Raw genomic sequence first — 20,583 nt, forward strand, 5'->3', positions numbered from 1 at the left:
CCCGCCGCCCGCGGTCAGATCAGGCCCTGGTCGAGCATCGCGTCCGCGACCCGCTCGAAGCCCGCGATGTTGGCGCCCGCGACGTAGTCGCCGGGCCGCCCGAACCGGTCGGCGGTCTCGTGGCAGGTGCGGTGGATGGCGCGCATGATCGCCGCCAGCTCGCCCTCGGTCCGCTCGAAGGACCAGGTGTCCCGCGCGGAGTTCTGCCGCATCTCCAGCGCGCTGGTCGCCACCCCGCCCGCGTTGGCGGCCTTGCCGGGGCCGAAGGCCACCCCGGCCTCCTTGAAGAGCGCCACGGCGTCCGGTGTGGTCGGCATGTTCGCGCCCTCGGACACCGCCTTGACGCCGTTGCGGACCAGGATCCGGGCCGCCTCCGCGTCCAGCTCGTTCTGGGTCGCCGAGGGCAGCGCGACGTCGCAGGCGACGTCCCACACCCGGCCGCCGGGCACGTACCGGGCCGACACCCCGCGCCGCTCGGCGTACGCGCTGATCCGGCCGCGCTCGACCTCCTTGATCTGCCGCAGCAGGGCCAGGTCGATGCCCTTCTCGTCGACGACGTAGCCGCCGGAGTCCGAGGCGGTCACCACGTTGGCGCCGAGGGCCTGCGCCTTCTCGATGGTGTAGAGGGCGACGTTGCCGGAACCGGACACCACGACCTGCTGGCCGTCCAGCTCCTCCCCGCGCACCTTGAGCATCTCCTGCGTGAACAGCACATTGCCGTAACCGGTGGCCTCCGTGCGGGCCTTGGAGCCGCCCCAGGCCAGCCCCTTGCCGGTGAGCACCCCGGCCTCCCAGCGGTTGGTGATCCGCCGGTACTGGCCGAAGAGGTAGCCGATCTCCCGGCCGCCGACGCCGATGTCACCGGCCGGTACGTCGGTGTGCTCGCCGAGGTGGCGGTGGAGTTCGGTCATGAACGACTGACAGAACCGCATCACCTCGGCGTCCGACCTCCCGTGCGGGTCGAAGTCGCTGCCGCCCTTGCCGCCGCCGATGTTCAGGCCGGTCAGGGCGTTCTTGAAGATCTGCTCGAAGCCGAGGAACTTCACGATCCCGAGGTTCACCGACGCGTGGAAGCGCAGCCCGCCCTTGTACGGGCCGAGGGCGCTGTTGAACTCCACCCGGAAGCCGCGGTTGACGTGGAACGTGCCGGCGTCGTCCTGCCAGGGCACCCGGAACATGATCTGCCGCTCGGGCTCGCAGATCCGCTCCAGGATCTTCGCCTCGGCGAACTCCGGCCGGGCGGCGAGTACCGGCTCCAGCGTCTCCAGCACCTCCAGGGCCGCCTGGTGAAACTCGGCCTCACCCGGGTTCCGGCGCACCAGCTCGGCGTACAGGGATGCCGGGCCGGCCTGCTGCGCGCCGGACCTGACCCCAGACTGAACAGTCGACATATGGACTTCCGTTCCGTTCGTGGCCGCGAAGGCCCCACCTCTGACGCCCCGTGCTGGCCGACCTTACTCGGCACCCAGGACGCCCCGGGGTGCTCACCGCCCGGTCCGCCCCGGGGTGTCACGAACGCCACACTGCGCGCGCTCCCGGGCCGGTCCCGCAACCACCCCCGGGGAGCGGCCGCCGGTTGACACCGCTGCCCCGGCCACCTCGGCGGACGGGTCAGGTGATCGCCAGGGCGTCGAGGAAGCCCCGGACGTTGCGGCGGGTCTCGGCCACGCTGTCGCCCCCGAATTTCTCCACTATTGCGTCGGCGAGGACGAGCGCGACCATGGCCTCGGCCACGATCCCGGCGGCCGGCACCGCGCAGACGTCGGAGCGCTGGTGGTGCGCCGTGGCCGCCTCACCGGTGCTGACGTCCACCGTCCCGCACGCCGAAGCCTGTGGCGGCCCCGACCCCTGCTCCGAACGAGGCGGTGGAGGCGGGCGCGGCGTAACGCACACCCCTCGCACGGAACAGGCCCCGCGGACCGTCGTCCGCGGGGCCTGTTCCCTCCTCCTGCTAGGCGCGTTCCGCCCCTGCCGGCCAGACGACGTCCACCGGCAGCCCGAGCGCCCGCGCCTGTTCCACGGCGTGCGCGGTGCCGCCCCTCTTGCCGTCGGGAGACGTACCGTCCCACACCGCCACCAGCCGCTCGGCCCGCCTCAGCAGCTCCGCATTGGCCGCCTCGTACGCCTGCTCGTCGGCCACGTCGTACGGCATGGCCACCACCTGGGCGGCCGCCACCAGCCGATCGAACACGGCCGCGTGGTCGCCCTTGACCTGCGTCACCCGGTAGTCCCGGGCCGGCACGACGACCACCAGCCGCCCCCCGGCCTCGACAACCGCCTCGGCGAACAACGTGTCGGCCCCACGAGCGAGGCAGGAGACCCCGACCAGCTCTTCGCGGGCGTGCTCCCGCAGGAGTCCCTGCACGGCCTCCCGCACCAGCGGCATGGTGGCCGCACTGAGGTCCATGTGCCCGGTGACCGCGATGGTGGTCATTCGCTGAACTCCCCGCCCTGCACACGGGCGATGAACGCGGACCAGGCGGCCGGGCCGAACGTCAGCGACGGTCCGTCCGGAGTCTTGCTGTCCCGGACCGGCACCTCACCGTGGGCACGGGCGTGGGTCGGCGACCACTCCAGGCAGTTGCCGCCGTCTGAAGTGCTGTAGCTGGACTTGACCCACCGGTGGCGCCTGGGCACGGTCACGATGCCTCCATTAGCTCGCGAATCAGGTCGGCGGATGCGTCGCGTGAGAGCGCCGACGCCCTGACCACATCGTAGGACCGCGACAAGTGCCTTACCGTGGCGGGCTCTTCGATGATGGATCCGAACCGCACGCCTTCCGTATAGAGGACGGTTCCTCCATCAGGCATCGTGAGTATCGACAGCGAGCCGTCCAACAGCTCCGGCGCATTGGCGCTGAAGGGGAGAACCTGCAGAACCGTGGTGGGTTGGCTGCCGTACCACAGCAGAGCGGCGAGCTGATCCCGCATGACCTTCCGCCCGCCGACGTTGCGGCGGAGCACGGACTCGCAGACGACAACGGAAAGGTCCGGTGGGGTACTGCCGCGCAGGATGTCCTGTCGCGCAAGCCGGGAGCCCACCTTGTGCACCAACTCCCGCTCGGTGGCTCTCGGGTCACCCGTTCTGAACAGTGCCCGTGCATAGGCACCCGTCTGAAGTAGCCCGGGAACCAGCGTCGCGGACCACTCCGCAATGGCTCTCGCCCGCGGCTCCAGCATCATCCGTCGCCGCGAATGCGCGGGATACGCCCCCGCGGCGATCTCCTCGTAGAGCCGCTTGAACAGGCCGTCCGTCGAGAAGACCTGGTCCAGCAGCGGCGGCAGGTCCGGCGGGATCGGTCCCTCGCAGATCTCCACCCGGCTGATCGTGGACTTGGACACCCGGACCATACGGGCCAACTGCGTCTGGTTCAGCCGCCGTTCCGGGAACAGCTCCCGGGCGCTGCGACACTCCTCCGCAAACCGCTGCCGGGGGTCCTGGTCGTCATCCATGAATCCCCCTGACCGCGGGCCTGGTCATGCCCCGCTCGTCGGCCTTCATGCAGGTCACTAACGCGCGCATACCCCTCCCTGACCAGCGCCCAGGTTGGGCGCTGAAGTCCTTTCCACGGTACCGACTTTCACACCATCCTGGTGACCGAACGGCAACACAGAGTGAGGATTCGGATGGCGGAGTACACAGTCCCGACCCCGGTGACCCCGGCGGGGCCCGAGCTCGAACCCGTACCCGTATCGGCATGCGACGTCTGCCAGGCGCTCGCGCAGGAACGGGAGAAGGCCCGTGCGCAGGGCCGCCGCCTGGTCGTCCGCAGCTGCAACGCGGTGATCGCGGGGCACCCGCACGGAAGGGCGAGCGGGACGTGACCGGCTGTGCCACCTGCGCCGAGTTACTCCGCGCGGCCGCCGCCGCGGAACGGGCGGGCGACTTCTCCAAGGCCGTGGACTGCCGCGTACTGCTCCGGCGTCATCAGCCCCACCACGACCGAACCGACACCCCCCTGGGGAGGGGCACCATGAACAGCGTTCCCAACCCACCCAGGGCAGGCGACCGTTGAGCATCGTTCGACCCGACGAGCGCCCCGGTCACGTCGCGCTGGGGCTGCGGGTGCCGGAGTGCTGTCACGTCGTCGCCGAGAAGCGGGACGGGGGCCGGCCGGTGTGGTTCTACGGGCTGGGCGGCGACCGTTCGTGGGCCTGTGTGTGGTTCCGGGACGGGGAGGCGGCCCGGGTGTGGCAGTCGGGGCCGCGGCGGCTGTGGGACGAGGTGGCGGCGGCCCATCGGTGGTGGGTCACGCAGGGCAGGCCGGATCACACCCGGTTCGGGCTGACCGTGACCGCCGACGGGCAGCGGGTGTGGCTGGACGATCCGGAGGCCGGGCCGGTGGGTTCCTGGGCGGTGTGAGCCCGCGGTGGGCAGGGGCCCCGGGGGATGCGACGCCGGAAGCCGGCGCACCCGCCCTCCTCCGCGTCGTGGTCAACTGCCGCCGCCCGTCGACCCTTCGAGGTTGCGGCACATGCGTTCCAGGACGTGGACGGCCGTGTGGTACTCGTCCAACGCGATGCCGGTCATGGACAGTTCACGGAAGGCGTCGACGCGCACCGCCACCTCGGTCAGGCGCCGGCGACCGTCGGGGGTCAGGGTGAGCCGGTCCGGCGCGGGGCGGGCCGCCCAGCCGTCGGCGAGGACGGCGTCGACGGCCTCGGTCAGCGTGGCGAGGTCGGCGTTGGCGGCGAGGACGGACCGGACCTCGGCGTCGTCGACGCCGGGGGTGTCCTGGATGACGTTGAGGACCTGCCAGGCAATCCGGGTCAGGCCGAACCCGCCCAGCATGTCGTTCATGGAGCGGGTGAGGGCCTTGTCGGTGCGGTTGAGCCAGTAGCCGATCGGCTTCATGGGCGCGTTCATGGGTGCGTTCATGGGTGCGTTCATGGGTGCGTTCCTTCGGTGGGCCACATGGGGGTGGGGTGGGTGGTGTCCGGCATCATCCGGACCGCGGCAGTGGCCGTGGCGGTGGCCGTGGCGGTGGCTGTGGCGGTGGCCGTGGCAGCAGCGCAGGACGTCACCGGTGCGCAGGCGCGGTGGACAGCAGCGCGGGCCAGTCCTGGGCGGCGGCCCAGTCGGTGAAGCTGTGCCAGCCGACCTCGGGGTAGTCGCGGCGCAGCCCGGCGACATCGACGTCGAGGCCCGCGGTGGTGAAGTACTCGAACATGGCCGCCAGGTCCGTCGACCGGGTCCGGACGTAGGCCAGGGGGACCTCCTGGTGGGCGACCGGGCGCCCCATGGCGGCCGCGAGGATCTCCGCCATCCCGCCGGGTGTGCGCTCGTCGGAGGCGAGGTCGATGCGGTGGCCGGCGAACTCGTCACGACGCTGGAGGGTCAGCGCGGCGAAGGCGCCGATGTCCGTGGCCGGAATGAGCGTGAGCGGCCGGTCGGCAGGCATCGGCCAGCCGAAGGTGCCCTGGCGCAGTCCGTCGAGGGTCCAGCCGCTGGCGTAGTTGTCCATGAACGCCGCCGGGGCGATCACCGTCCAGGGCACTCCGGCGGTACGCAGGTGCCGCTCGATCACGTGCTTGCTCTCGTAGTGCGGAATGCCGGTGCCCCGGTCGGCGTGGGCGGCGGAGGTGAACACGACGTGCCCGAGACGGGCCTCCGCCGCGGTGTCGACGAGGGCCTTGCCGTGCCGGACCTCGGTGGCGGTGTCGGTGCCGAACGGGCTGGTGACCGCGAAGAGGGCGTCCGCTCCGGCGCAGGCGGCCCGGAGCGAGGGGCGGTCGTCGAAGTCGGCGTGGCGCACGTCGGCGCCGAGGTGGCGCAGCGTGTCGGCGGCGGGTGAGTCGGGGCGGCGGGTGAGCGCGCGCACCCGGTGGCCGGCTGCCAGCAGGGCGCGGGCGGTGGCTCCGCCCTGGGCTCCGGTGGCTCCGGTGACGGCGACGGTCAGCATGGATCCTCCAACAGGTAGTATCGCTGCGTGGCGCATTAACTGCGTCACGCAGAAGAGTACGAGGAATTGCTGCGCCGCGCAGCGATTTGGAGTGTGATCCAGATGACAGACCCGCACCGGGCCCGGTTGTACGAGGAGTTGTCGAGCGAGTCCCGCCGCTACCTGGCGTCCTACGTGCTGTTCAACCAAGCCCTCGCCGACCACCTCGGCCTGCACCCGACCGACGTGCAGTGCCTGAGCCTGCTGACGGCGGAGCCCGGACCGCTCACCGTGAAACAGATCGCCGAGATGACCGGCCTGACCACCGGCTCGGCCACCCGCCTGGTCGACCGGCTCGAACGTGGCGGCTACGTGGCCCGCACACCCGACCAGCAGGACCGCCGCCGCGTTCTGGTCACCCCGGTGCCGGACCGCATCGCCCGCGTCGCCGCGGTGTGGGACGACCTCGGCCGGAGCTGGCAGACGCTCCTCGACGACCACACCGAGGACGAGCTGGAGGTGCTCATCCGGCACATGCGGCGGGCCCACGAGCTCAGCCACGCACAGATGGGACGCCTGCGGTCCCGGCCGAAGCCGGACTGAGTTCCGACCTGGGGCCGGCGCACCGTTCCGGCCAGCGGGTCGTACCAGTCGACCGGGACGGCGGCATGGGAGGTGGCGGCCCACGCCCCCAGCGCCTGCTGGCCGTTGACGACCTGGCCGAGCCAGGGGATGTAGCGCTGCTCGACGCCGACGGAGTGGTGTCCGGCCTTGGGGATGATGATCGGCCGCACCACCCATGCCTCCGGGCGCAGCACCTGGTCGACGTAACGGGCCAGCGCGTTTTCCACAGAAGAAGGGTGGTGACCCGGTCACCACCCTTCCCCCGCGCCGCCCGGAGCTTCAGCCTCCGGCCCCCACCGGCTCCGCCGCCGCGTCGACCGCGCCCGGCCCGGACCCGTCCGCGGAACCCTCCGTTCCGGCCCTCCGCCCGACCTCGGCCGCGACCATCTTCTCCATCGGGTCGGCGCAGCTGCCGCCGCCGAGGACCATCGCCACCAGGATGGACACGACCGTCATCACCGTCCCCAGCCACACCATGGTGTCCACCGGCAGGGTGTACGCGCCGACCACCTTGAGCACGCACTCGGTCAGCAGTGAGGTCCCCCAGATCACCGAGAACCGCCGCTCGACCCGCCGGAACGCCGCGGATTCCGCCCGCAGCCGGTCCCAGGCGGCGTCCCCGGCCGCGCTGCCCTTCGTCACGAAGGGCTTGAGGCCCGCCGTCATCAGCGGCCGCTTCGACCGCACGGAGAGCAGGATGACGATGCCGATGGTGCTGCTCACCGCGCTGTCCTTGGCCATCATCAGCCGTGCGTCACCGGCCACCGCGCTCATCGCCAGCCCGACGACGTTCACCACGAGGATCAGCAGTGCCAGACCGTTGACCCGGCGACTGGCGATCAGGTCCCACACGGTCCGCAGTGCCGGCACCACACTGCTCCAGCCCAGCGCCGCCACCGTGCTGAGCCCGAAGCCGTCCTTGAGGAGGTAGTACGAAGCGATCGGGATCCCCGCGTCCACGATCAGCGGAACGAAGCTCCGCAGCACGGCCTTCCCTGCGTTCTCCGGCGCGCCCGGCTCCCCCGCCTTGCCCTCGGTGACGGACTGCTTCCGACTCACGGTGTATTCCCCCCGGTTGAGACTGTGACCAGTTGGCGGCGTCCCCGGTGCCGCCCTCCGCGCCACCGTCCTCCGCAACGCCCTCAGCTTCCCGCACGGCCGCACCCGGCCAACAGCCCCGTCTGTCCTGCCTTCACCGTGACATTTGTCAGTGGGGGAAGACCCACCCCTCGGGACCGGCGTCAGTTGACCTCCACGTCGTCGAAGAGGTCCAGCATGCGCCGGAGGACCCGCAGGCACGCCGTCACCTCGGCATCGGTCAGGTCGCCGCCGACCTGGCGCAGCAGCGCATGCTCCCGGGCCGTCACGGCCGCGATGGCCGCCCGGCCGGTACCGGTCAGCCGGATCAGCGGGGACCGCTGGTGCGCGGGGTTCGGGACGCTCTCGACCAGTCCCCCGGCCGCCGCGTCGTTGACCATGCGCTGCACGAACTGCCGGCTGAGCGCCTGCGCCCGGCCCATCTGCGGGACGGTCATCGGCCCGTGCTCCCGGAGCAGGTCCAGGACGGCGCGCACGCCGACGGAGAGCCCCTCGATCGGTGCGTTCAGCTCCACCTTGCGCTGCACCCGCCGGTACAACGGGCCCACCAGCGCGAACACTTCGGTGAGCCGGCGGGCCAGATCGTCAGGCTCCAGCGGCTCACGGGACGTACGGGACTTACGGGGCTGATCGGTGTCGGTCACCGCACCAGAATGACACCTTGGTTGCCAAGGTACCAAAGAACATGACACCTTGGTTGTCATGACAGCCGCACGAGAGATGCGCTCCTTCCCGTTCGAGAACGGCCACCTCGCCTATCGGGACACCGGCCACGGCCACCCGCTGGTCCTCCTGCACGCCGGCTTCTTCGACCACCGCATGTGGGACGACCAGGTGGCGACCCTCGCCGGGCACTACCGGGTCATCGCCCCCGACGCCCGGGGACACGGCGACTCCTCCAACGCGGACCGGCCGTTCCGGCACACCGACGACGTGGCCGCTCTGCTGCGCCACCTCGACATCGGACTGGCCGTGCTCATCGGCGTCTCGATGGGGGCAAGTACCGCCGTGGACACCGCACTTGAGCACCCGGAGCTGGTGCGCGCCCTGGTGGTCGGCGGCGCCGGCACCAGCGAGCCGGAATGGCGCGACCCCTGGGTCGCGGAGGTGCGGGCCGCGGAGGCCGCGGCACTGGCCGCCGGTGACATCGAGGGCTGGATCGACGCCTTCCTGCGCTTCGCGGCCGGCCCCCACCGCACGCTCGACGACGTCCGCCCGGAGGTCGTCGCCCGGCTGCGGGAGATGGCCCGGCGCACCATCGGCAAGCACACCGCCGACGAGCAGAACTGGCTCGTGCCGGTGTCCGACACCTGGGCACGTGCGGCCTCGATCACCGTGCCCGTCCTGGCCGTCAACGGCGCCCTGGACTCCCCCGACCACCTCGACATGGCCGAACGACTCGTCCGCACCGTGGCCAACGGCCGCAGCACGACGATCGAGGACACCGGACACTTCCCGGCCATGGAACGGCCGGACGCCTTCGCCGCCGAACTCCTCCCGTTCCTGCGGGCACTGACCCCGGACGCCTCTTCACCTGCACGATGAGCCCCGGCGCAGTACCGGGAGAGCGCCGCGGTCAGTTACGTGCGACACGCAGCGCATCGCCCAGCGCCTCGGCGAGCCGCCGCGAGAGATAGCGGAACTCACGGTCCGGCACCTTCGGATCGGCATGCATCGCCCGCGCGTGGCGCAGCAGTTCCTCGCCGATGCCCAGTTGCATCTCCTCGATGCTGTCGGCGAGGTCGGACACCGGCCCGCCCGCGTCGTCGGTGAGGAGGAAGCAGGGCCGGTCGTCCGGAGTCCTCCAGGGCAGCAGCCTCATCATCTGCGGAGCGGCAGGTTCGACAGGGTCGGAAAGTTCGGATCCTGGCGGTTCGTTCATCATGCGGACAAGCATCCGCGCACGCATCTAGCCTGGCCACAGGAACGGCGCAACTGTGCGTCACCACGCTGCAACTGTGCGAGGTGTGCGATGCCCCACAACGACGAACCACCCGTCACCCTCAGGATCTTCGGAAAGCAATCCCGCTTCCTGCGGGAACAACGCGAGATGACGCGCCGTGAGCTGGCCGACCTCATCCCGTACTCCGAGTCCCTCATCGCGATGGTCGAACGCGGCGAGCGACCACCGAAGCCGGGTTACGTCGACGCGGTGGACGGGGCGCTCGGCGCGAACGGCGTGCTGCGCGTACTGATCCCCGACGTCGCGGAGAAGCACCATCCGGCTTGGGCCGAGGAGTATGTGAAGTTGCAGGCGGAGGCATTGGCGCTGCACTCCTACTCCACTCACTTCCTGCACGGCCTGTTACAGACGGAGGAGTATGCGCGGGCGGTGTTCCGGTCCGTACGGCCGAGCATGACGGACGAGGAGATCACAAAGTCCGTCCAAGCCCGGCTGGCCACGCAGAAGCTGTTCACTCGCAAACCCGCCTGCCGGATGACCTTCGTCCTGGAGGAGTCCACGCTGCTGCGGAAGATCGGCGGACGGGAGGTCTGGAGGGGCGAGTTGATGAACCTGCTTGAGATCTCCGAGCTCCACAACGTTCAGCTCCAGGTCATCATGCTGTCGCGGCAGACGCATGCAGGCGTGGACGGCCCGATGACGCTGCTGGAGACGCCGGACCACCAGACCATCGGCTACGTCTCAGGCCAGCAGGGAAGTTACTTCCTGACCGAACCCGACGATGTCAGCGTGCTGAGCCATCGTTACGGCACACTTCGAGCACAGGCCCTCGACGCCGAGTCGTCGCGAGTCCTCATTCAGCGAATGCTGGGAGGAGAGGAAGAGACATGAACGCCGAACTGGCATGGTTCAAGAGCAGCTACAGCGGCGGGCAGGACGAAGCGTGCGTCGAAGTCGCTGTCGCCTGGAAGAAGTCCAGCTACAGCGGCGGTACTGGCGAAGCCTGCATCGAGGTCGCCACCTGCCCCGGCACCGTCCACATCCGCGACTCCAAGGACGTCTCGCTCCCGTCCATAGCGGTCACGCCCGCCTCCTGGGCGTCCTTCATCGCGTACGCGCAGGTCGCACCGGAAGCCGTCTGAGCGGACACCGGTGGGGCGGCACCAGGTTCCGCCCCACCGACCGCCGGTGACCCGGCCGACTACCAAAGAACCCGGGGAGAGAACCCCACCCACCTACCGCCGCCCTCGTCACCCAACTCCTCACCCCATTGGGTGACTTGGGCGCGGACGCGTCCGGAATGCGGTTACGCTCGCCGCAGTCGGACCACCACAACAACCACACATGGAACGGCCCTCGGCGGGACGGCAATCCCAACCCGAGGGCCTGATCACAAGGAAGAACCGAGGCTTCCCGATGACTTCAGCGCAGTCTAACGCGCCCGCACGCCCTTCCAGCGGCGTCATCCACATCCGTACGCGCCAGACGACCCACTTCACCGTCCTCGCCAACCGCCTTACGCAGCGCGCCGGTAGCGCGGTCACGGTCGGCGTCGCCGCGTACATCCTGTCCCTCCCCGATGGCGCACCCATCACCATCGCCGCCCTCTGTACGCACTTCGCCGAGGGCAAGAAGGTCATCGCCGAGGCGTTACGCGAGCTGGAGGACGAGGGCTGGCTGGAGCGCCGTATCGAGCGGGGGCCGGGCGGCCGCATCATCACCCGGACCTTCGCGTACGACCTGCCGGGAGCGGAACCGGAACCCGCCGCAGCCTCCGCCCCGGCACCCGCCCCCGCCGCCGAGCCGGAGCCCGTACCGGCCACGGCTCCGAAACCGGCCCCAGAAGCCGCCGGCCTCCTCGCCGCTCTCCCCCACCGCGACCGCCGGCTGCTCCTCTCCGAGCGGGAGATCACGGCGCTCGCCCCGGCCGTCACGGACTGGCTCGATCGCGGGGCGGCCCCACAAGAGATCACCGAGGCCCTGACCAGCGGCCTCCCCGCACGCCTCAACCGCCGCCCGGCCCGCCTTCTCGCCCACCGCCTCGCCGCCCTGCGCCCACCGGCCCGTACGAGCCCGCCCCGGGAGCCCGACCGCCCACCCGTCATCCCCCTCCAGAACTGCGACGGCTGCGACCGCGCCTTCCGCGCCGACGGCCCGGGCCGCTGCCGCGACTGCCGCGACTACCGGACCCCGGCCGAGGTGCGGCAAGCCGCCTGAACGGGCCACACACCGACCATCACCAACCCACATCAGCGGCCAAGGCCGTAGCTGAAAGGACCGGAGGCGCCCATGAGGCGTGCACCTCACGACGATTCCCGCCCGCCTGCTACCGACGAGGCCCCGCCCCCTCTCCGCACCGTTCGTGACATCCGCGAGGCGCTGCCAGAGCATCAGCGGCGCCACTTCGACGCCGAGCTGGCAGAGACGGACATCGACGCCCTTCCCGAAATGATCCATCGATGGATCACGTTGGGGTTTGACGGGTTCACAGAATTCCTGCTGTCGACGCCGTTCGAGGGCCTGGAGTTCGGTGTCCGGTCGTACGACGACCAGGAGGAGGGCGAGTGAACTTCCTGTTCGTCACGAACATGAATCGCGGAACTCACCACCCGGCCCAAGCCGGACCAACGCGTACTCGCCTGGTTCCATACGACGCCACACCCCGGGCGAGAGCGCTACGCCCAGACCCTGGCTGACGTACGGCACGAGTACCGAAACCGGATCGTCGCCATCGGCGAGCCTGAGATCGCCGCAATGGCAATCGCCAACGACTGGATCGTGGCCACCCGGAACGTCGTACCCCGACTGTGTGCGGGTGCGTTCACACAGAGCCACGCCGGCACGAGCCAGGGCACCAGGGGAGGGCACACCATGACGGCGCGGATGGAGAGCCCAGTACAGACCGAAGAGATGCGGCGCTTCGAGGAATTGGATGCGGCGTTTCCGGACTACCACGCCGAAATGATCGATGGAGAGGTCTGCCTGAGCACCGTAGTTACCGGCGCTCACGGGAACATGGTGCTCACCATTGCATCCCAGCTCTTGGCGAAATGGCTCGTCATGACCAAAGTCGACACGATCTACGACGGGTGGCACGGCAAGACGCTCTTGAGGCCCGACATCTCGGTTGCGGACGTTTCCTACCGCGGCACCCGGCTCAAGCGGTTCCCCGCCGACGAAGTCATTTTGGTCGCCGAGGTCGTATCGGAGTCCAACCCCGAGAACGACACCGACAAGAAGGTGAAGAAGTACGCCCGGGCCGGGATCCCGTATTACCTCATCGTGAACCCCATAGAGGGCAAGTGCCTGCTCTACTCCCTGCCGAGTGCTGAGCACTACCGGGCCTCGCTGGAGGCCGAGTTCGGTGAGCCGGTACCGGTCGGCGCCCCGTTCAACGCCGAAATCGATACCACGGCGCTCTATACCTACTGAACAGGTCGAGGCGCTGGAGACCGGGTGAGGGTCACGCGGCACCGTGACCCAGCTCACAACAGACCAAGAACCTGTGCGCCGCATCGGGCGTCTGGCTGGTGTGAGATCACGCAGGAGAGCACTGGACGAGCTGGACGAGGAACGCCTCGTCCGGCTGGTGGCCAGAGGTGACCGCGGGGCGTTCGACGAGTTGTACCGGCGCACGTCGCCTTGGCTGGCGGTGCGGTTGCGCCGTCGCTGCGCGGACGAGCAGATCGTCGCCGAGGTCATGCAGGAAACCTATCTGGCCGTGTGGCGCGCGGCGGGCGCGTTCGCCGGGAGCGCGGTCGGCGGGACGGCCGTCGGATGGCTGTGGACGATCGCGGCGCGCCGCCTCGTCGACGCGTTCCGGCGCCGTGCCCACCACGCCGAACCGCCGGTCGCCGCCGCCGAACGGGCGGTGGTGCCCGCGGCGGAGGAAGAGGCGCTCGCCGGGACCGTCGGCGGCGACGTCGGTGACGCCCTGCGGCGACTGGCGCCGGAACTCCGAGAGGTACTTCAGGCCACGGTGCTCGACGGGCTCACCATCCGGGAGACCGCCGTCCTGTTCAGGCTGCCCGAAGGCACGGTCAAGACCCGCGCCCGACGGGCCCGGATCGCGATGCGGAAGGCGTTGACATGAGCGGGGACCACGCGTCGAGGCAGTTGATCGACGACTACGCACGTGGTGACGCGACGATGGCCGCGGACACGGCATGGGCGTTGGAAGCCCATCTGGAGTCGTGCGCGCCGTGCCGGAGCCGCCTGGCGGCCTCGGTGTCCACCGAGGCGCCCGGCATCGCCACGCTCCTCGACACCGTACGGGCCGGTCTGGAACCGCAGTTGGACGCGGCCGTCAGGGCGCCCTCGCGGCGATACCGCCCGAGGTGGGTCTCGGCCTGGCTGACGCCGGCCATGGCCCCGTGGTTGGCCGTGATCGTCGTCGTCACCTTGATGGCGCTGCTGCTGAACGCGATCGCGTCGCCGACGTTCTTCGGTGACAGCTCTCCCCTGTTGCTGATCGCGCCGGTGCTGCCGCTGTGCGGTGTCGCCGCATCGTGGTCGCGCGGTCTGGACCCGGCGCACGAGCTGACCGCCTCGGCCGCCCGGGCCGGCCTGCCCCTGCTCCTCCGCCGCACCACGGCGGTCCTCGTGGTGGTCCTGCCCGTGCTCCTGGTGGGGGGATGGCTGACCGGAACCATCACGGCCGCGCAGTGGTTGCTGCCTTCCCTGGCCTTCACCTCCACCGCCCTGGCGCTGGGCAGCGTGGTCGGCGTGACCCGCGCCGCCACCGGGCTCCTGGTCGTGTGGGCCGTCGTCGTCGTGGTGCCCGCGTCGGCCACCGGCCGCGTCCCCCATGCCCTGCAACGTGTCCTGCAGCCGGACCAACTGCCCGTGTGGGGGCTGCTCCTCGCGCTCGGGATCGGCGCCGTGATCGCCCGCAGAAACGCGTACTCAACGCTGTGAAGCCATCGTCGACCCTCGAAAGGGACCCCCGCATGACGCCCACCACGAGCGCGGCCGACACCGCGCCGAAGACCTACGCCTGGGAGATCCGGGCCCGCGGCCTGAGAGTACGCGTCGGACGGAAGAAGATGGCCGTCGACGGGCTCGACCTTTCCCTGGGTATCGGCACCCACGGCCTCCTGGGGCCCAACGGAGCGGGAAAGACCACCCTGATCCGGACGCTGGCCACCGTACTGCGCCCCACCGAGGGTGAACTGGAGCTGCTCGGCACCTCCGTGGGCGGGAGGGGCGACCACCGGGCCCTGCGGCGCCGGATCGGCTACCTGCCGCAGGACTTCGGCTACTACAAGCGCTTCACCGTGCGTGAGTTCGTCGAGTACATGGCCTGGTTGAAAGAGGTTCCGAAGGCGGACGTCCCCGCGGCCGTCCAGCGGGCCGTGGAACGGGTGGGCCTGGCGGACCGCGCCGACCATCGGATGAAGACCCTGTCCGGCGGCATGGTGCGGCGGGCCGGCATCGCCCAGGCCATCGTCAACGACCCCGCGGTACTGCTGCTGGACGAGCCGACGGCCGGCCTGGACCCGGCGCAGCGACTGCGCTTCCGCGAGCTGCTCCAGGAACTGGGCCGCGACACCTGTGTGGTCGTCTCCACCCACCTGGTCGAGGACGTCGCGGCCGCCTGCTCCGACGTGGTGCTCTTCGCCGACGGCCGCCTCGTCATCCAGGGCACACCGGACGACCTGGCCGCGGCGGGCGGCATCGAGTACCCGGGCGACAGCCCCCTGGAGCGCGGCTACTCGGCACTGCTCCGCAACTCCGGGCAGCAGGGAGGCAACTGGTGAACGGACGTGTCCTACGCATCGAACTCAAGCGCTCCGTCGCCCCGTGGCCCGGCGTCGTCGTCCTGGCAGGCAGCCTGGCGATCTTCTGTCTGATCGACGGGTTCTGGTGGCGGGGCACCGCCGGGTGGACGGCCCAGTGGACCTCCATGGCCCTGTGGACCCGGTCCTGGCTGGCCCTGTGGTGGCCGCTCGTGGTGGGCATGGGAGCGGTGTACGGGCTGCGCGACTCCCGCTCGCGGATGGCCGAACTGCTGACGACCACGCCGCTGCCGGCCTGGCGCCGCGCCGCACTGCCGGCCGGTGCGACAGCGCTCGCGCTGGCGTCGGGCTTCGGCCTCCTGGTCGTCGTGGGCGGGGTCCAGGTGGCCCTCGGCCCCACCACCTACACGCCCCTCGGCTGGCTGCCGATCTCCCTCGTGGCGGCGCTGGCCCTCGTCGCGGGGGCCGTGTTCGGCATGGGCGTCGCGCGGGCCCTGCCCTCCGTCCTCACCCCGCCGGCCCTGGTCGTGTTCTTCCTCCTGCTGACGGGCCTTCTGCTACGGCAGAACAGTGACGGTGCGGTGCCGTCGGGCATGGCGCCGAACCGGCTCGCCCAGCTGTCCCCGGCGACCGCGGAACCGCGGGAGATGCTGCTGACCCTGTCCGGCTCCGTGCACCTCGGCCAGACGCTCTGGCTGCTCGGCCTGCTCGCCACCGGCTTCGCACTGCTGTCGGCCGTGACCCGCCGGGCCCGACTGCTCGCGGTGCTCCCCGTCCTGGCCGGTGCGGCCCTGGCCCTGCCGGTCCTGCCGGCCGCTGCGCGCGACACCTATGTCGTCGACCGGGCCGCCGCTGCCCAGGTCTGCGACGGACCGGTGTGCGTGACGCAGGCGAACCGCTCACGCCTGCCCGAACTCGCGCCGCGCGGCAAGGAGGCGCTGCGCACGCTGCACCAGGTCCTGGGCGACAAGGCGCCGCACTCGGTGCGGGAGTACACCAGGCTGCGCGCGCTCGGCGACACCCGCGAACTCTCCGGCGACGTGGTGGCGGTCGACTTCAGCGACCGGCTGCTCGCCGATGCGACAGGTGAGAAACTGACCCGCGCGCTGATCGCCCAGGGCCTGGCACCGAGCTGCTACGCGTACAACGACCAGGAGGGCGGAGGAGTGGACGGCGTCGCCGTCCAGAGCATCGCCGTGAGCTGGGCCCTGCATGACGGCCGGCTCCGACCGCTGGGGGAGAAGGGCAGCGACGGGTACGCGCGCACGATCTGGACGGACGCCGACGTCGCCTGGCACCGGCTGACGGCGCTGTCACCGGCCGAGCAGCGCTCGCGGATCACCAAGGTGCGCGCCGGGAGCCTCTCCTGCTCGGGGGACCAGCTCGCGGCGCTGGCGGGGAGGGCGACGCGATGAGATGGCTGACCCTGTACGCCCGTTCACGACAGGTGCCCGCCTCGGCCGCCGCGGTCGCGCTCGTCGCGCTGGCGGTGGGGGCCCTCCACGGCCCGGGACCGGTGGATCTGGTGATGGCGGTCCTGGTCCTCACCGCGAACGTGGCGGCCGTTTCCATCGGGCTCGGTGGCTGGGACGTCCCGCTGGAGCGGACGGCCGCGATCCGGTGGGCGCCCCGCCGGGCGGCGCACGTACTGCTGGCCGGCGCGTTCGCCGGTGCGGCGCTGCTGACGGTCCGGGCGGCGGGCGTGCAGCTGGCCCCCACCGAGGTCGTCGTCCGGGACAGCGCGGGCCTGGTCGGCGCTGCCGCGCTCGGGGCGGCGCTGTTCGGGGCACACCTCGCCTGGACCCTGCCGACCGGCTGGTTCGCGGTCACCCTCTTCGCCCCGCCGCTGGACGGCACTGCGGGACAGGTGGTCAGCTGGATGACCTTTCCCCCCGGCACGGCGGCGTCCGCCGCGACCGCGTGGGCTCTGTTGGCGACCGGCACCGTGCTGTACGCCATAGCCGGACCAAGACGGTAACGGGCAGGCCCCGGCCTGCGCAGCCGCGCGCCTGAACAAGCAGTTCCCCGCCGACGAGGTCATCCTCGTCGGCGGGGTCGTCTCGTCAGCGGGGTCATGCTCGTCGGTGAGAGCGTCCGTCTCGGAATTCCCCCCGAGAACGGCTGAGCAGCGGCCTACGCCCCCGCCGCCACCCGCCGTTCCGTCGTGGCGATCGTGGCCGAGCCGACGACCCGGGTGCCGTCGTAGAGGACGATGGCCTGGCCGGGGGCGACGCCGCGGACCGGCTCGGTGAAGGTCACCTTGAGCTCGGTGCCGTCGACCAGCTCCGCGGTGACCTCGGTCTCGCCGCCGTGGGCGCGCAGCTGGGCGGTGTACGTGGCGGGGCCGGCCGTCGGCGGGCGGCCGCACCAGCGGGGGCGGATCGCGGTGAGGCCGGTGACGTCGAGGGACTCGGCGGGGCCGACCGTGACGGTGTTGTCGACCGGGGAGATGTCGAGGACGTAGCGCGGCTTGCCGTCCGGGGCCGGGTGGCCGATCCGCAGGCCCTTGCGCTGGCCGATCGTGAAGCCGTACGCGCCCTCGTGGCTGCCGAGGCGGTTGCCGGCCTCGTCGACGATGTCGCCGGGGGCCGTGCCGAGCCGCTTGGCGAGGAAACCCTGGGTGTCGCCGTCGGCGATGAAGCAGATGTCGTGGCTGTCCGGCTTCTTGGCGACGAACAGCCCGCGCCGGGCCGCCTCCTCGCGGATCTCCGCCTTGGTCGTCTCGGTGTCGCCGAGCGGGAACAGGGCGTGCGCCAGCTGGCGGTCGTCGAGGACGCCGAGGACGTAGGACTGGTCCTTGGCCATGTCGGAGGCGCGGTGCAGCTCGCGGCTGCCGTCCGGCCGCACCACGACGGTGGCGTAGTGGCCGGTGCACACCGCGTCGAAGCCGAGGGCCAGCGCCTTGTCCAGCAGCGCGGCGAACTTGATCTTCTCGTTGCAGCGCAGGCAGGGATTCGGGGTCCGTCCGGCCTCGTACTCCGCGATGAAGTCGTCGACGACGTCCTCGCGGAAGCGCTCGGCGAGGTCCCAGACGTAGAACGGGATGCCGATGACGTCGGCGGCGCGGCGGGCGTCGTGCGAGTCCTCGATCGTGCAGCACCCGCGGGCGCCGGTGCGGAAGGATTTCGGGTTCTCGGACAGGGCGAGATGCACGCCGGTCACGTCGTGGCCGGCCTCGGCGGCGCGGGCGGCGGCGACGGCGGAGTCGACACCGCCGGACATGGCGGCGAGTACGCGGAGGCGGCGGGGGGCGTCATCAGTCATAGCCCGTCCAGGGTAGACGGAACCGCCGACAGTGCGGAAAGCGTTAAGCAGCGCATGGGGAAGAGCAGGGTCGGGGAGCCGGCCGCGGAACAGCGGGACACGGCCGGGGAGCAGCGGGACGAGGCCGGGGAAGTGCCGGGCGAGCGGCCGGACGGCCGGGGCGAGGGCCGGAACGACGAGGGCCGGGCCGTCCCGCAGGGCGAGCGGCAGGCGGACCCGCGGGGCGGGCGGCGGGGCGCCGCGGCGGGGATCACCCGGCGGCGGGCGCTGTGGCTGGCGGGCGGCGGGGCGGTGGCCGCCGGGGCCGTGGTGGCGACCGGGTGGGACGAGCTGCGGCACTGGTGGTGGCAGCTGCCGGGGAACGACCTGCCGCGGCGGGCCGGCGAGGTCGACCACCGGGGCGCCCAGTGGGTGGCGGCGTCCGGGGCGAACTACCGCCGGGCGGACCGGCCCGCCGACTACCCCGTCGACCGGGTGGTCATCCACGTCGTCCAGGGCAGCTACGCCACCGCACTGCGGGTGTTCCGGAACGCCGACCACGAGGCGGCGGCCCACTACGTCGTCCGCAAGGACGGGCACATCGCCCAGATGGTGCGGGAGCTGGACGTGGCGTTCCACGCCGGCAACCGCGGCTTCAACGAGCGGAGCATCGGCATCGAGCACGAGGGCTTCGTCGACCGCCCGGAGGACTTCACCGACGCGATGTACGCGTCATCGGCCCGGCTGACCGCCGACATCTGCCACCGCTACGGCTTTCCGGCCGACCGGGAGCACATCATCGGCCATGTGCAGGTGCCGGGGACGGACCACACCGACCCCGGCCCGCACTGGGACTGGGACCGCTATCTGCGCCTCGTCCGGGCGGCCGAGCGCGGGCCGGGATCCGCCCAGAAGCGGGGCGCTTAGCTCAGCCCCGCGCTCCGGGCGCGTGCGACCACCGGGCCGATGGCCTGGGCCAGCGCCGCCACGTCCTCGCTCGTGGAGGTGTGCCCCAGGGAGAAGCGCAGCGTGCCGCGCGCCAGCTCGGAGGACATGCCCGTGGCCAGCAGGACGTGGCTGGGCTGGGCGACGCCGGCGGTGCAGGCGGAGCCCGTGGAGCAGGCGATGCCCTGGGCGTCCAGGAGGAGCAGCAGGGAGTCGCCCTCGCAGCCGGGGAAGGAGAAGTGCGCGTTGGCCGGGAGCCGGCCGGCCGGGTCCGGGTCGCCGCCGAGGACGGCGTCCGGGGCGGCCGCCCGCACCGCCTTGATCAGGTCGTCGCGCAGCGCGCCGATGTCCCGCGCGAAGTCCGCGCGGTGCGCCACGGCGTGCCGGCCGGCGGCGGCGAAGGCCGCGATGGCGGGGGTGTCGAGGGTGCCGGAGCGGACGTGCCGCTCCTGGCCGCCGCCGTGCAGCACCGGCACCGGGGCGTACTCGCGGCCCAGCAGCAGGGCGCCGATGCCGTACGGGCCGCCGATCTTGTGCCCGGAGACCGTCATCGCGGCCAGCCCGGAGGTGGCGAAGTCGACCTCCAGCTGGCCCACCGCCTGCACCGCGTCGGCGTGCAGCGGGATCTCGAACTCGGCTGCCACCTCGGCGAGTTCACGGACCGGCTGGATGGTGCCGATCTCGTTGTTGGCCCACATGACGGTGGCCAGCGCGACATCGGCGGGGTTGCGGACGATCGCCTCGCGCAGCGCCTCGGCGTGCACCCGGCCGTAGGAGTCGACCGGCAGCCACTCGACGCGGGCGCCTTCCTGCTCGGCGAGCCATTCCACGGCGTCGAGGACGGCGTGGTGCTCCACCGGGCTGGCGAGCACCCGGTTGCGGGCCGGGTCGGCCGCCCGGCGTGCCCAGTACAGGCCCTTGACCGCGAGGTTGTCGGCCTCGGTGCCGCCCGCCGTGAAGACGATCTCACTCGGACGTGCGCCGAGCGAGGAGGCGAGGGATTCCCGCGCCTCCTCAACGGTGCGGCGGGCCCGCCGGCCGTCGGCGTGCAGCGAGGACGCGTTCCCCGTGACGGTCAGCTGGGCGGTCATCGCCTGCACCGCCTCCGGGAGCATCGGGGTGGTGGCGGCGTGGTCGAGGTAAACCATGGT

Annotated in this window: 25 protein-coding genes and 3 pseudogenes; 15 read left to right on the forward strand and 13 right to left on the reverse strand. The window is 71.5% G+C overall.

Annotated elements, in window-relative coordinates:
• Window positions 1–14: 14 nt before the first annotated feature.
• From gdhA to ACZ7MX_RS32465, 5 genes and pseudogenes are all read right to left on the reverse strand, one after another.
• The gene (gene gdhA, locus ACZ7MX_RS32445) at window positions 15–1,391 is read right to left on the reverse strand and encodes an NADP-specific glutamate dehydrogenase (RefSeq protein WP_472137311.1); all 1,377 of its coding nucleotides are present in this window, start codon (window positions 1,389–1,391) and stop codon (window positions 15–17) included.
• A gap of 220 nt (window positions 1,392–1,611) precedes the next feature.
• A pseudogene (locus ACZ7MX_RS32450) lies at window positions 1,612–1,824 on the reverse strand (chorismate synthase); the annotation flags it as partial.
• Between the two features lie 127 nt (window positions 1,825–1,951).
• Window positions 1,952–2,434 carry a hypothetical protein gene (locus tag ACZ7MX_RS32455; protein WP_472137313.1) on the reverse strand — a complete coding sequence of 161 codons (483 nt, stop codon included), beginning with the start codon at window positions 2,432–2,434 and terminating at the stop codon, window positions 1,952–1,954.
• The gene (locus ACZ7MX_RS32460; protein WP_472137315.1) at window positions 2,431–2,643 is read right to left on the reverse strand and encodes a DUF397 domain-containing protein; all 213 of its coding nucleotides are present in this window, start codon (window positions 2,641–2,643) and stop codon (window positions 2,431–2,433) included. The genes ACZ7MX_RS32455 and ACZ7MX_RS32460 overlap by 4 nt, the downstream gene beginning before the upstream one ends.
• Entirely contained in the window at window positions 2,640–3,452 is an 813-nt protein-coding gene (locus tag ACZ7MX_RS32465; RefSeq protein WP_472137317.1) for a Scr1 family TA system antitoxin-like transcriptional regulator, read from the reverse strand. The genes ACZ7MX_RS32460 and ACZ7MX_RS32465 overlap by 4 nt, the downstream gene beginning before the upstream one ends.
• A gap of 174 nt (window positions 3,453–3,626) precedes the next feature.
• On the opposite strand from ACZ7MX_RS32465, the gene ACZ7MX_RS32470 reads away from it, so the two are divergent.
• Both ACZ7MX_RS32470 and ACZ7MX_RS32475 read left to right on the forward strand, forming a co-directional pair.
• A complete protein-coding gene (locus ACZ7MX_RS32470) occupies window positions 3,627–3,824 on the forward strand; it encodes a hypothetical protein (protein ID WP_472137318.1) in 198 nt (65 codons plus the stop codon).
• Between the two features lie 214 nt (window positions 3,825–4,038).
• Window positions 4,039–4,362: pseudogene (locus ACZ7MX_RS32475) on the forward strand (methyltransferase domain-containing protein); the annotation flags it as partial.
• A 72-nt stretch (window positions 4,363–4,434) separates the two neighbouring features.
• Here the strand turns inward: ACZ7MX_RS32475 and ACZ7MX_RS32480 are convergent.
• Together ACZ7MX_RS32480 and ACZ7MX_RS32485 are read right to left on the reverse strand one after the other, a co-directional pair.
• Window positions 4,435–4,890 carry a MarR family winged helix-turn-helix transcriptional regulator gene (locus ACZ7MX_RS32480; protein WP_472137320.1) on the reverse strand — a complete coding sequence of 152 codons (456 nt, stop codon included), beginning with the start codon at window positions 4,888–4,890 and terminating at the stop codon, window positions 4,435–4,437.
• 130 nt (window positions 4,891–5,020) lie between these two features.
• A complete protein-coding gene (locus ACZ7MX_RS32485) occupies window positions 5,021–5,902 on the reverse strand; it encodes an NmrA/HSCARG family protein (protein ID WP_472137322.1) in 882 nt (293 codons plus the stop codon).
• A gap of 102 nt (window positions 5,903–6,004) precedes the next feature.
• On the opposite strand from ACZ7MX_RS32485, the gene ACZ7MX_RS32490 reads away from it, so the two are divergent.
• A complete protein-coding gene (locus ACZ7MX_RS32490; protein ID WP_472137324.1) occupies window positions 6,005–6,484 on the forward strand; it encodes a MarR family winged helix-turn-helix transcriptional regulator in 480 nt (159 codons plus the stop codon).
• Between the two features lie 44 nt (window positions 6,485–6,528).
• Here the strand turns inward: ACZ7MX_RS32490 and ACZ7MX_RS32495 are convergent.
• The 3 genes and pseudogenes from ACZ7MX_RS32495 to ACZ7MX_RS32505 all read right to left on the reverse strand — a co-directional run.
• Window positions 6,529–6,732, reverse strand: a pseudogene (locus tag ACZ7MX_RS32495) (transposase); the annotation flags it as partial.
• A gap of 52 nt (window positions 6,733–6,784) precedes the next feature.
• Window positions 6,785–7,564: a VC0807 family protein gene (locus tag ACZ7MX_RS32500; RefSeq protein ID WP_472137326.1), complete on the reverse strand. Its 780-nt coding sequence runs from the start codon at window positions 7,562–7,564 to the stop codon at window positions 6,785–6,787.
• Between the two features lie 182 nt (window positions 7,565–7,746).
• Window positions 7,747–8,247 carry a MarR family winged helix-turn-helix transcriptional regulator gene (locus ACZ7MX_RS32505; protein WP_472137328.1) on the reverse strand — a complete coding sequence of 167 codons (501 nt, stop codon included), beginning with the start codon at window positions 8,245–8,247 and terminating at the stop codon, window positions 7,747–7,749.
• Between the two features lie 58 nt (window positions 8,248–8,305).
• Here ACZ7MX_RS32505 and ACZ7MX_RS32510 point away from each other — a divergent pair, with 58 nt between their 5' ends.
• Complete coding sequence (locus tag ACZ7MX_RS32510) at window positions 8,306–9,148, forward strand: alpha/beta fold hydrolase (protein WP_472137330.1); 843 nt, start codon at window positions 8,306–8,308, stop codon at window positions 9,146–9,148.
• Between the two features lie 31 nt (window positions 9,149–9,179).
• On the opposite strand, the gene ACZ7MX_RS32515 is transcribed toward ACZ7MX_RS32510, so the two are convergent.
• The gene (locus ACZ7MX_RS32515; RefSeq protein ID WP_472137332.1) at window positions 9,180–9,488 is read right to left on the reverse strand and encodes a hypothetical protein; all 309 of its coding nucleotides are present in this window, start codon (window positions 9,486–9,488) and stop codon (window positions 9,180–9,182) included.
• An 87-nt stretch (window positions 9,489–9,575) separates the two neighbouring features.
• Here ACZ7MX_RS32515 and ACZ7MX_RS32520 point away from each other — a divergent pair, with 87 nt between their 5' ends.
• The 10 genes from ACZ7MX_RS32520 (at window position 9,576) to ACZ7MX_RS32565 (ending at window position 17,222) form a co-directional block, all read left to right on the forward strand.
• Window positions 9,576–10,397: a helix-turn-helix domain-containing protein gene (locus ACZ7MX_RS32520; RefSeq protein ID WP_472137334.1), complete on the forward strand. Its 822-nt coding sequence runs from the start codon at window positions 9,576–9,578 to the stop codon at window positions 10,395–10,397.
• Entirely contained in the window at window positions 10,394–10,648 is a 255-nt protein-coding gene (locus tag ACZ7MX_RS32525) for a DUF397 domain-containing protein (RefSeq protein ID WP_472137336.1), read from the forward strand. The genes ACZ7MX_RS32520 and ACZ7MX_RS32525 overlap by 4 nt, the downstream gene beginning before the upstream one ends.
• A 274-nt stretch (window positions 10,649–10,922) precedes the next feature.
• Entirely contained in the window at window positions 10,923–11,723 is an 801-nt protein-coding gene (locus ACZ7MX_RS32530) for a hypothetical protein (protein WP_472137338.1), read from the forward strand.
• A 72-nt stretch (window positions 11,724–11,795) separates the two neighbouring features.
• Window positions 11,796–12,074 (forward strand): hypothetical protein, encoded by a 279-nt coding sequence (locus ACZ7MX_RS32535; protein WP_472137339.1) that lies wholly within the window; start codon window positions 11,796–11,798, stop codon window positions 12,072–12,074.
• A 186-nt stretch (window positions 12,075–12,260) separates the two neighbouring features.
• Window positions 12,261–12,938: a Uma2 family endonuclease gene (locus ACZ7MX_RS32540; RefSeq protein WP_472137341.1), complete on the forward strand. Its 678-nt coding sequence runs from the start codon at window positions 12,261–12,263 to the stop codon at window positions 12,936–12,938.
• Window positions 12,939–13,038: 100 nt separating this feature from the next.
• On the forward strand, window positions 13,039–13,599 hold the full coding sequence (locus ACZ7MX_RS32545) for an RNA polymerase sigma factor (RefSeq protein WP_472137343.1): 561 nt from the start codon (window positions 13,039–13,041) through the stop codon (window positions 13,597–13,599).
• Window positions 13,596–14,423 carry a zf-HC2 domain-containing protein gene (locus ACZ7MX_RS32550; RefSeq protein WP_472137345.1) on the forward strand — a complete coding sequence of 276 codons (828 nt, stop codon included), beginning with the start codon at window positions 13,596–13,598 and terminating at the stop codon, window positions 14,421–14,423. Before ACZ7MX_RS32545 ends, ACZ7MX_RS32550 begins: the two co-directional genes overlap by 4 nt.
• Before the next feature lie 32 nt (window positions 14,424–14,455).
• Window positions 14,456–15,265 (forward strand): ABC transporter ATP-binding protein, encoded by an 810-nt coding sequence (locus ACZ7MX_RS32555; RefSeq protein ID WP_472137346.1) that lies wholly within the window; start codon window positions 14,456–14,458, stop codon window positions 15,263–15,265.
• Entirely contained in the window at window positions 15,262–16,659 is a 1,398-nt protein-coding gene (locus ACZ7MX_RS32560; protein ID WP_472137348.1) for a hypothetical protein, read from the forward strand. Before ACZ7MX_RS32555 ends, ACZ7MX_RS32560 begins: the two co-directional genes overlap by 4 nt.
• Window positions 16,656–17,222, forward strand: coding sequence for a hypothetical protein (locus ACZ7MX_RS32565; RefSeq protein WP_472137350.1), 567 nt, complete (start codon window positions 16,656–16,658; stop codon window positions 17,220–17,222). Before ACZ7MX_RS32560 ends, ACZ7MX_RS32565 begins: the two co-directional genes overlap by 4 nt.
• 155 nt (window positions 17,223–17,377) lie before the next feature.
• Here the strand turns inward: ACZ7MX_RS32565 and mnmA are convergent, their stop codons facing one another.
• Window positions 17,378–18,508 (reverse strand): tRNA 2-thiouridine(34) synthase MnmA, encoded by a 1,131-nt coding sequence (gene mnmA / locus ACZ7MX_RS32570; RefSeq protein ID WP_472137352.1) that lies wholly within the window; start codon window positions 18,506–18,508, stop codon window positions 17,378–17,380.
• Window positions 18,509–18,757: 249 nt separating this feature from the next.
• Between mnmA and ACZ7MX_RS32575 the strand changes: the two genes are divergently transcribed.
• Entirely contained in the window at window positions 18,758–19,414 is a 657-nt protein-coding gene (locus ACZ7MX_RS32575; protein ID WP_472137509.1) for an N-acetylmuramoyl-L-alanine amidase, read from the forward strand.
• Here the strand turns inward: ACZ7MX_RS32575 and ACZ7MX_RS32580 are convergent.
• Complete coding sequence (locus tag ACZ7MX_RS32580) at window positions 19,411–20,580, reverse strand: cysteine desulfurase family protein (protein ID WP_472137354.1); 1,170 nt, start codon at window positions 20,578–20,580, stop codon at window positions 19,411–19,413. The genes ACZ7MX_RS32575 and ACZ7MX_RS32580 overlap by 4 nt on opposite strands.
• Window positions 20,581–20,583: the final 3 nt, after the last annotated feature.

The organism is Streptomyces sp. NPDC107765 (assembly GCF_055657085.1).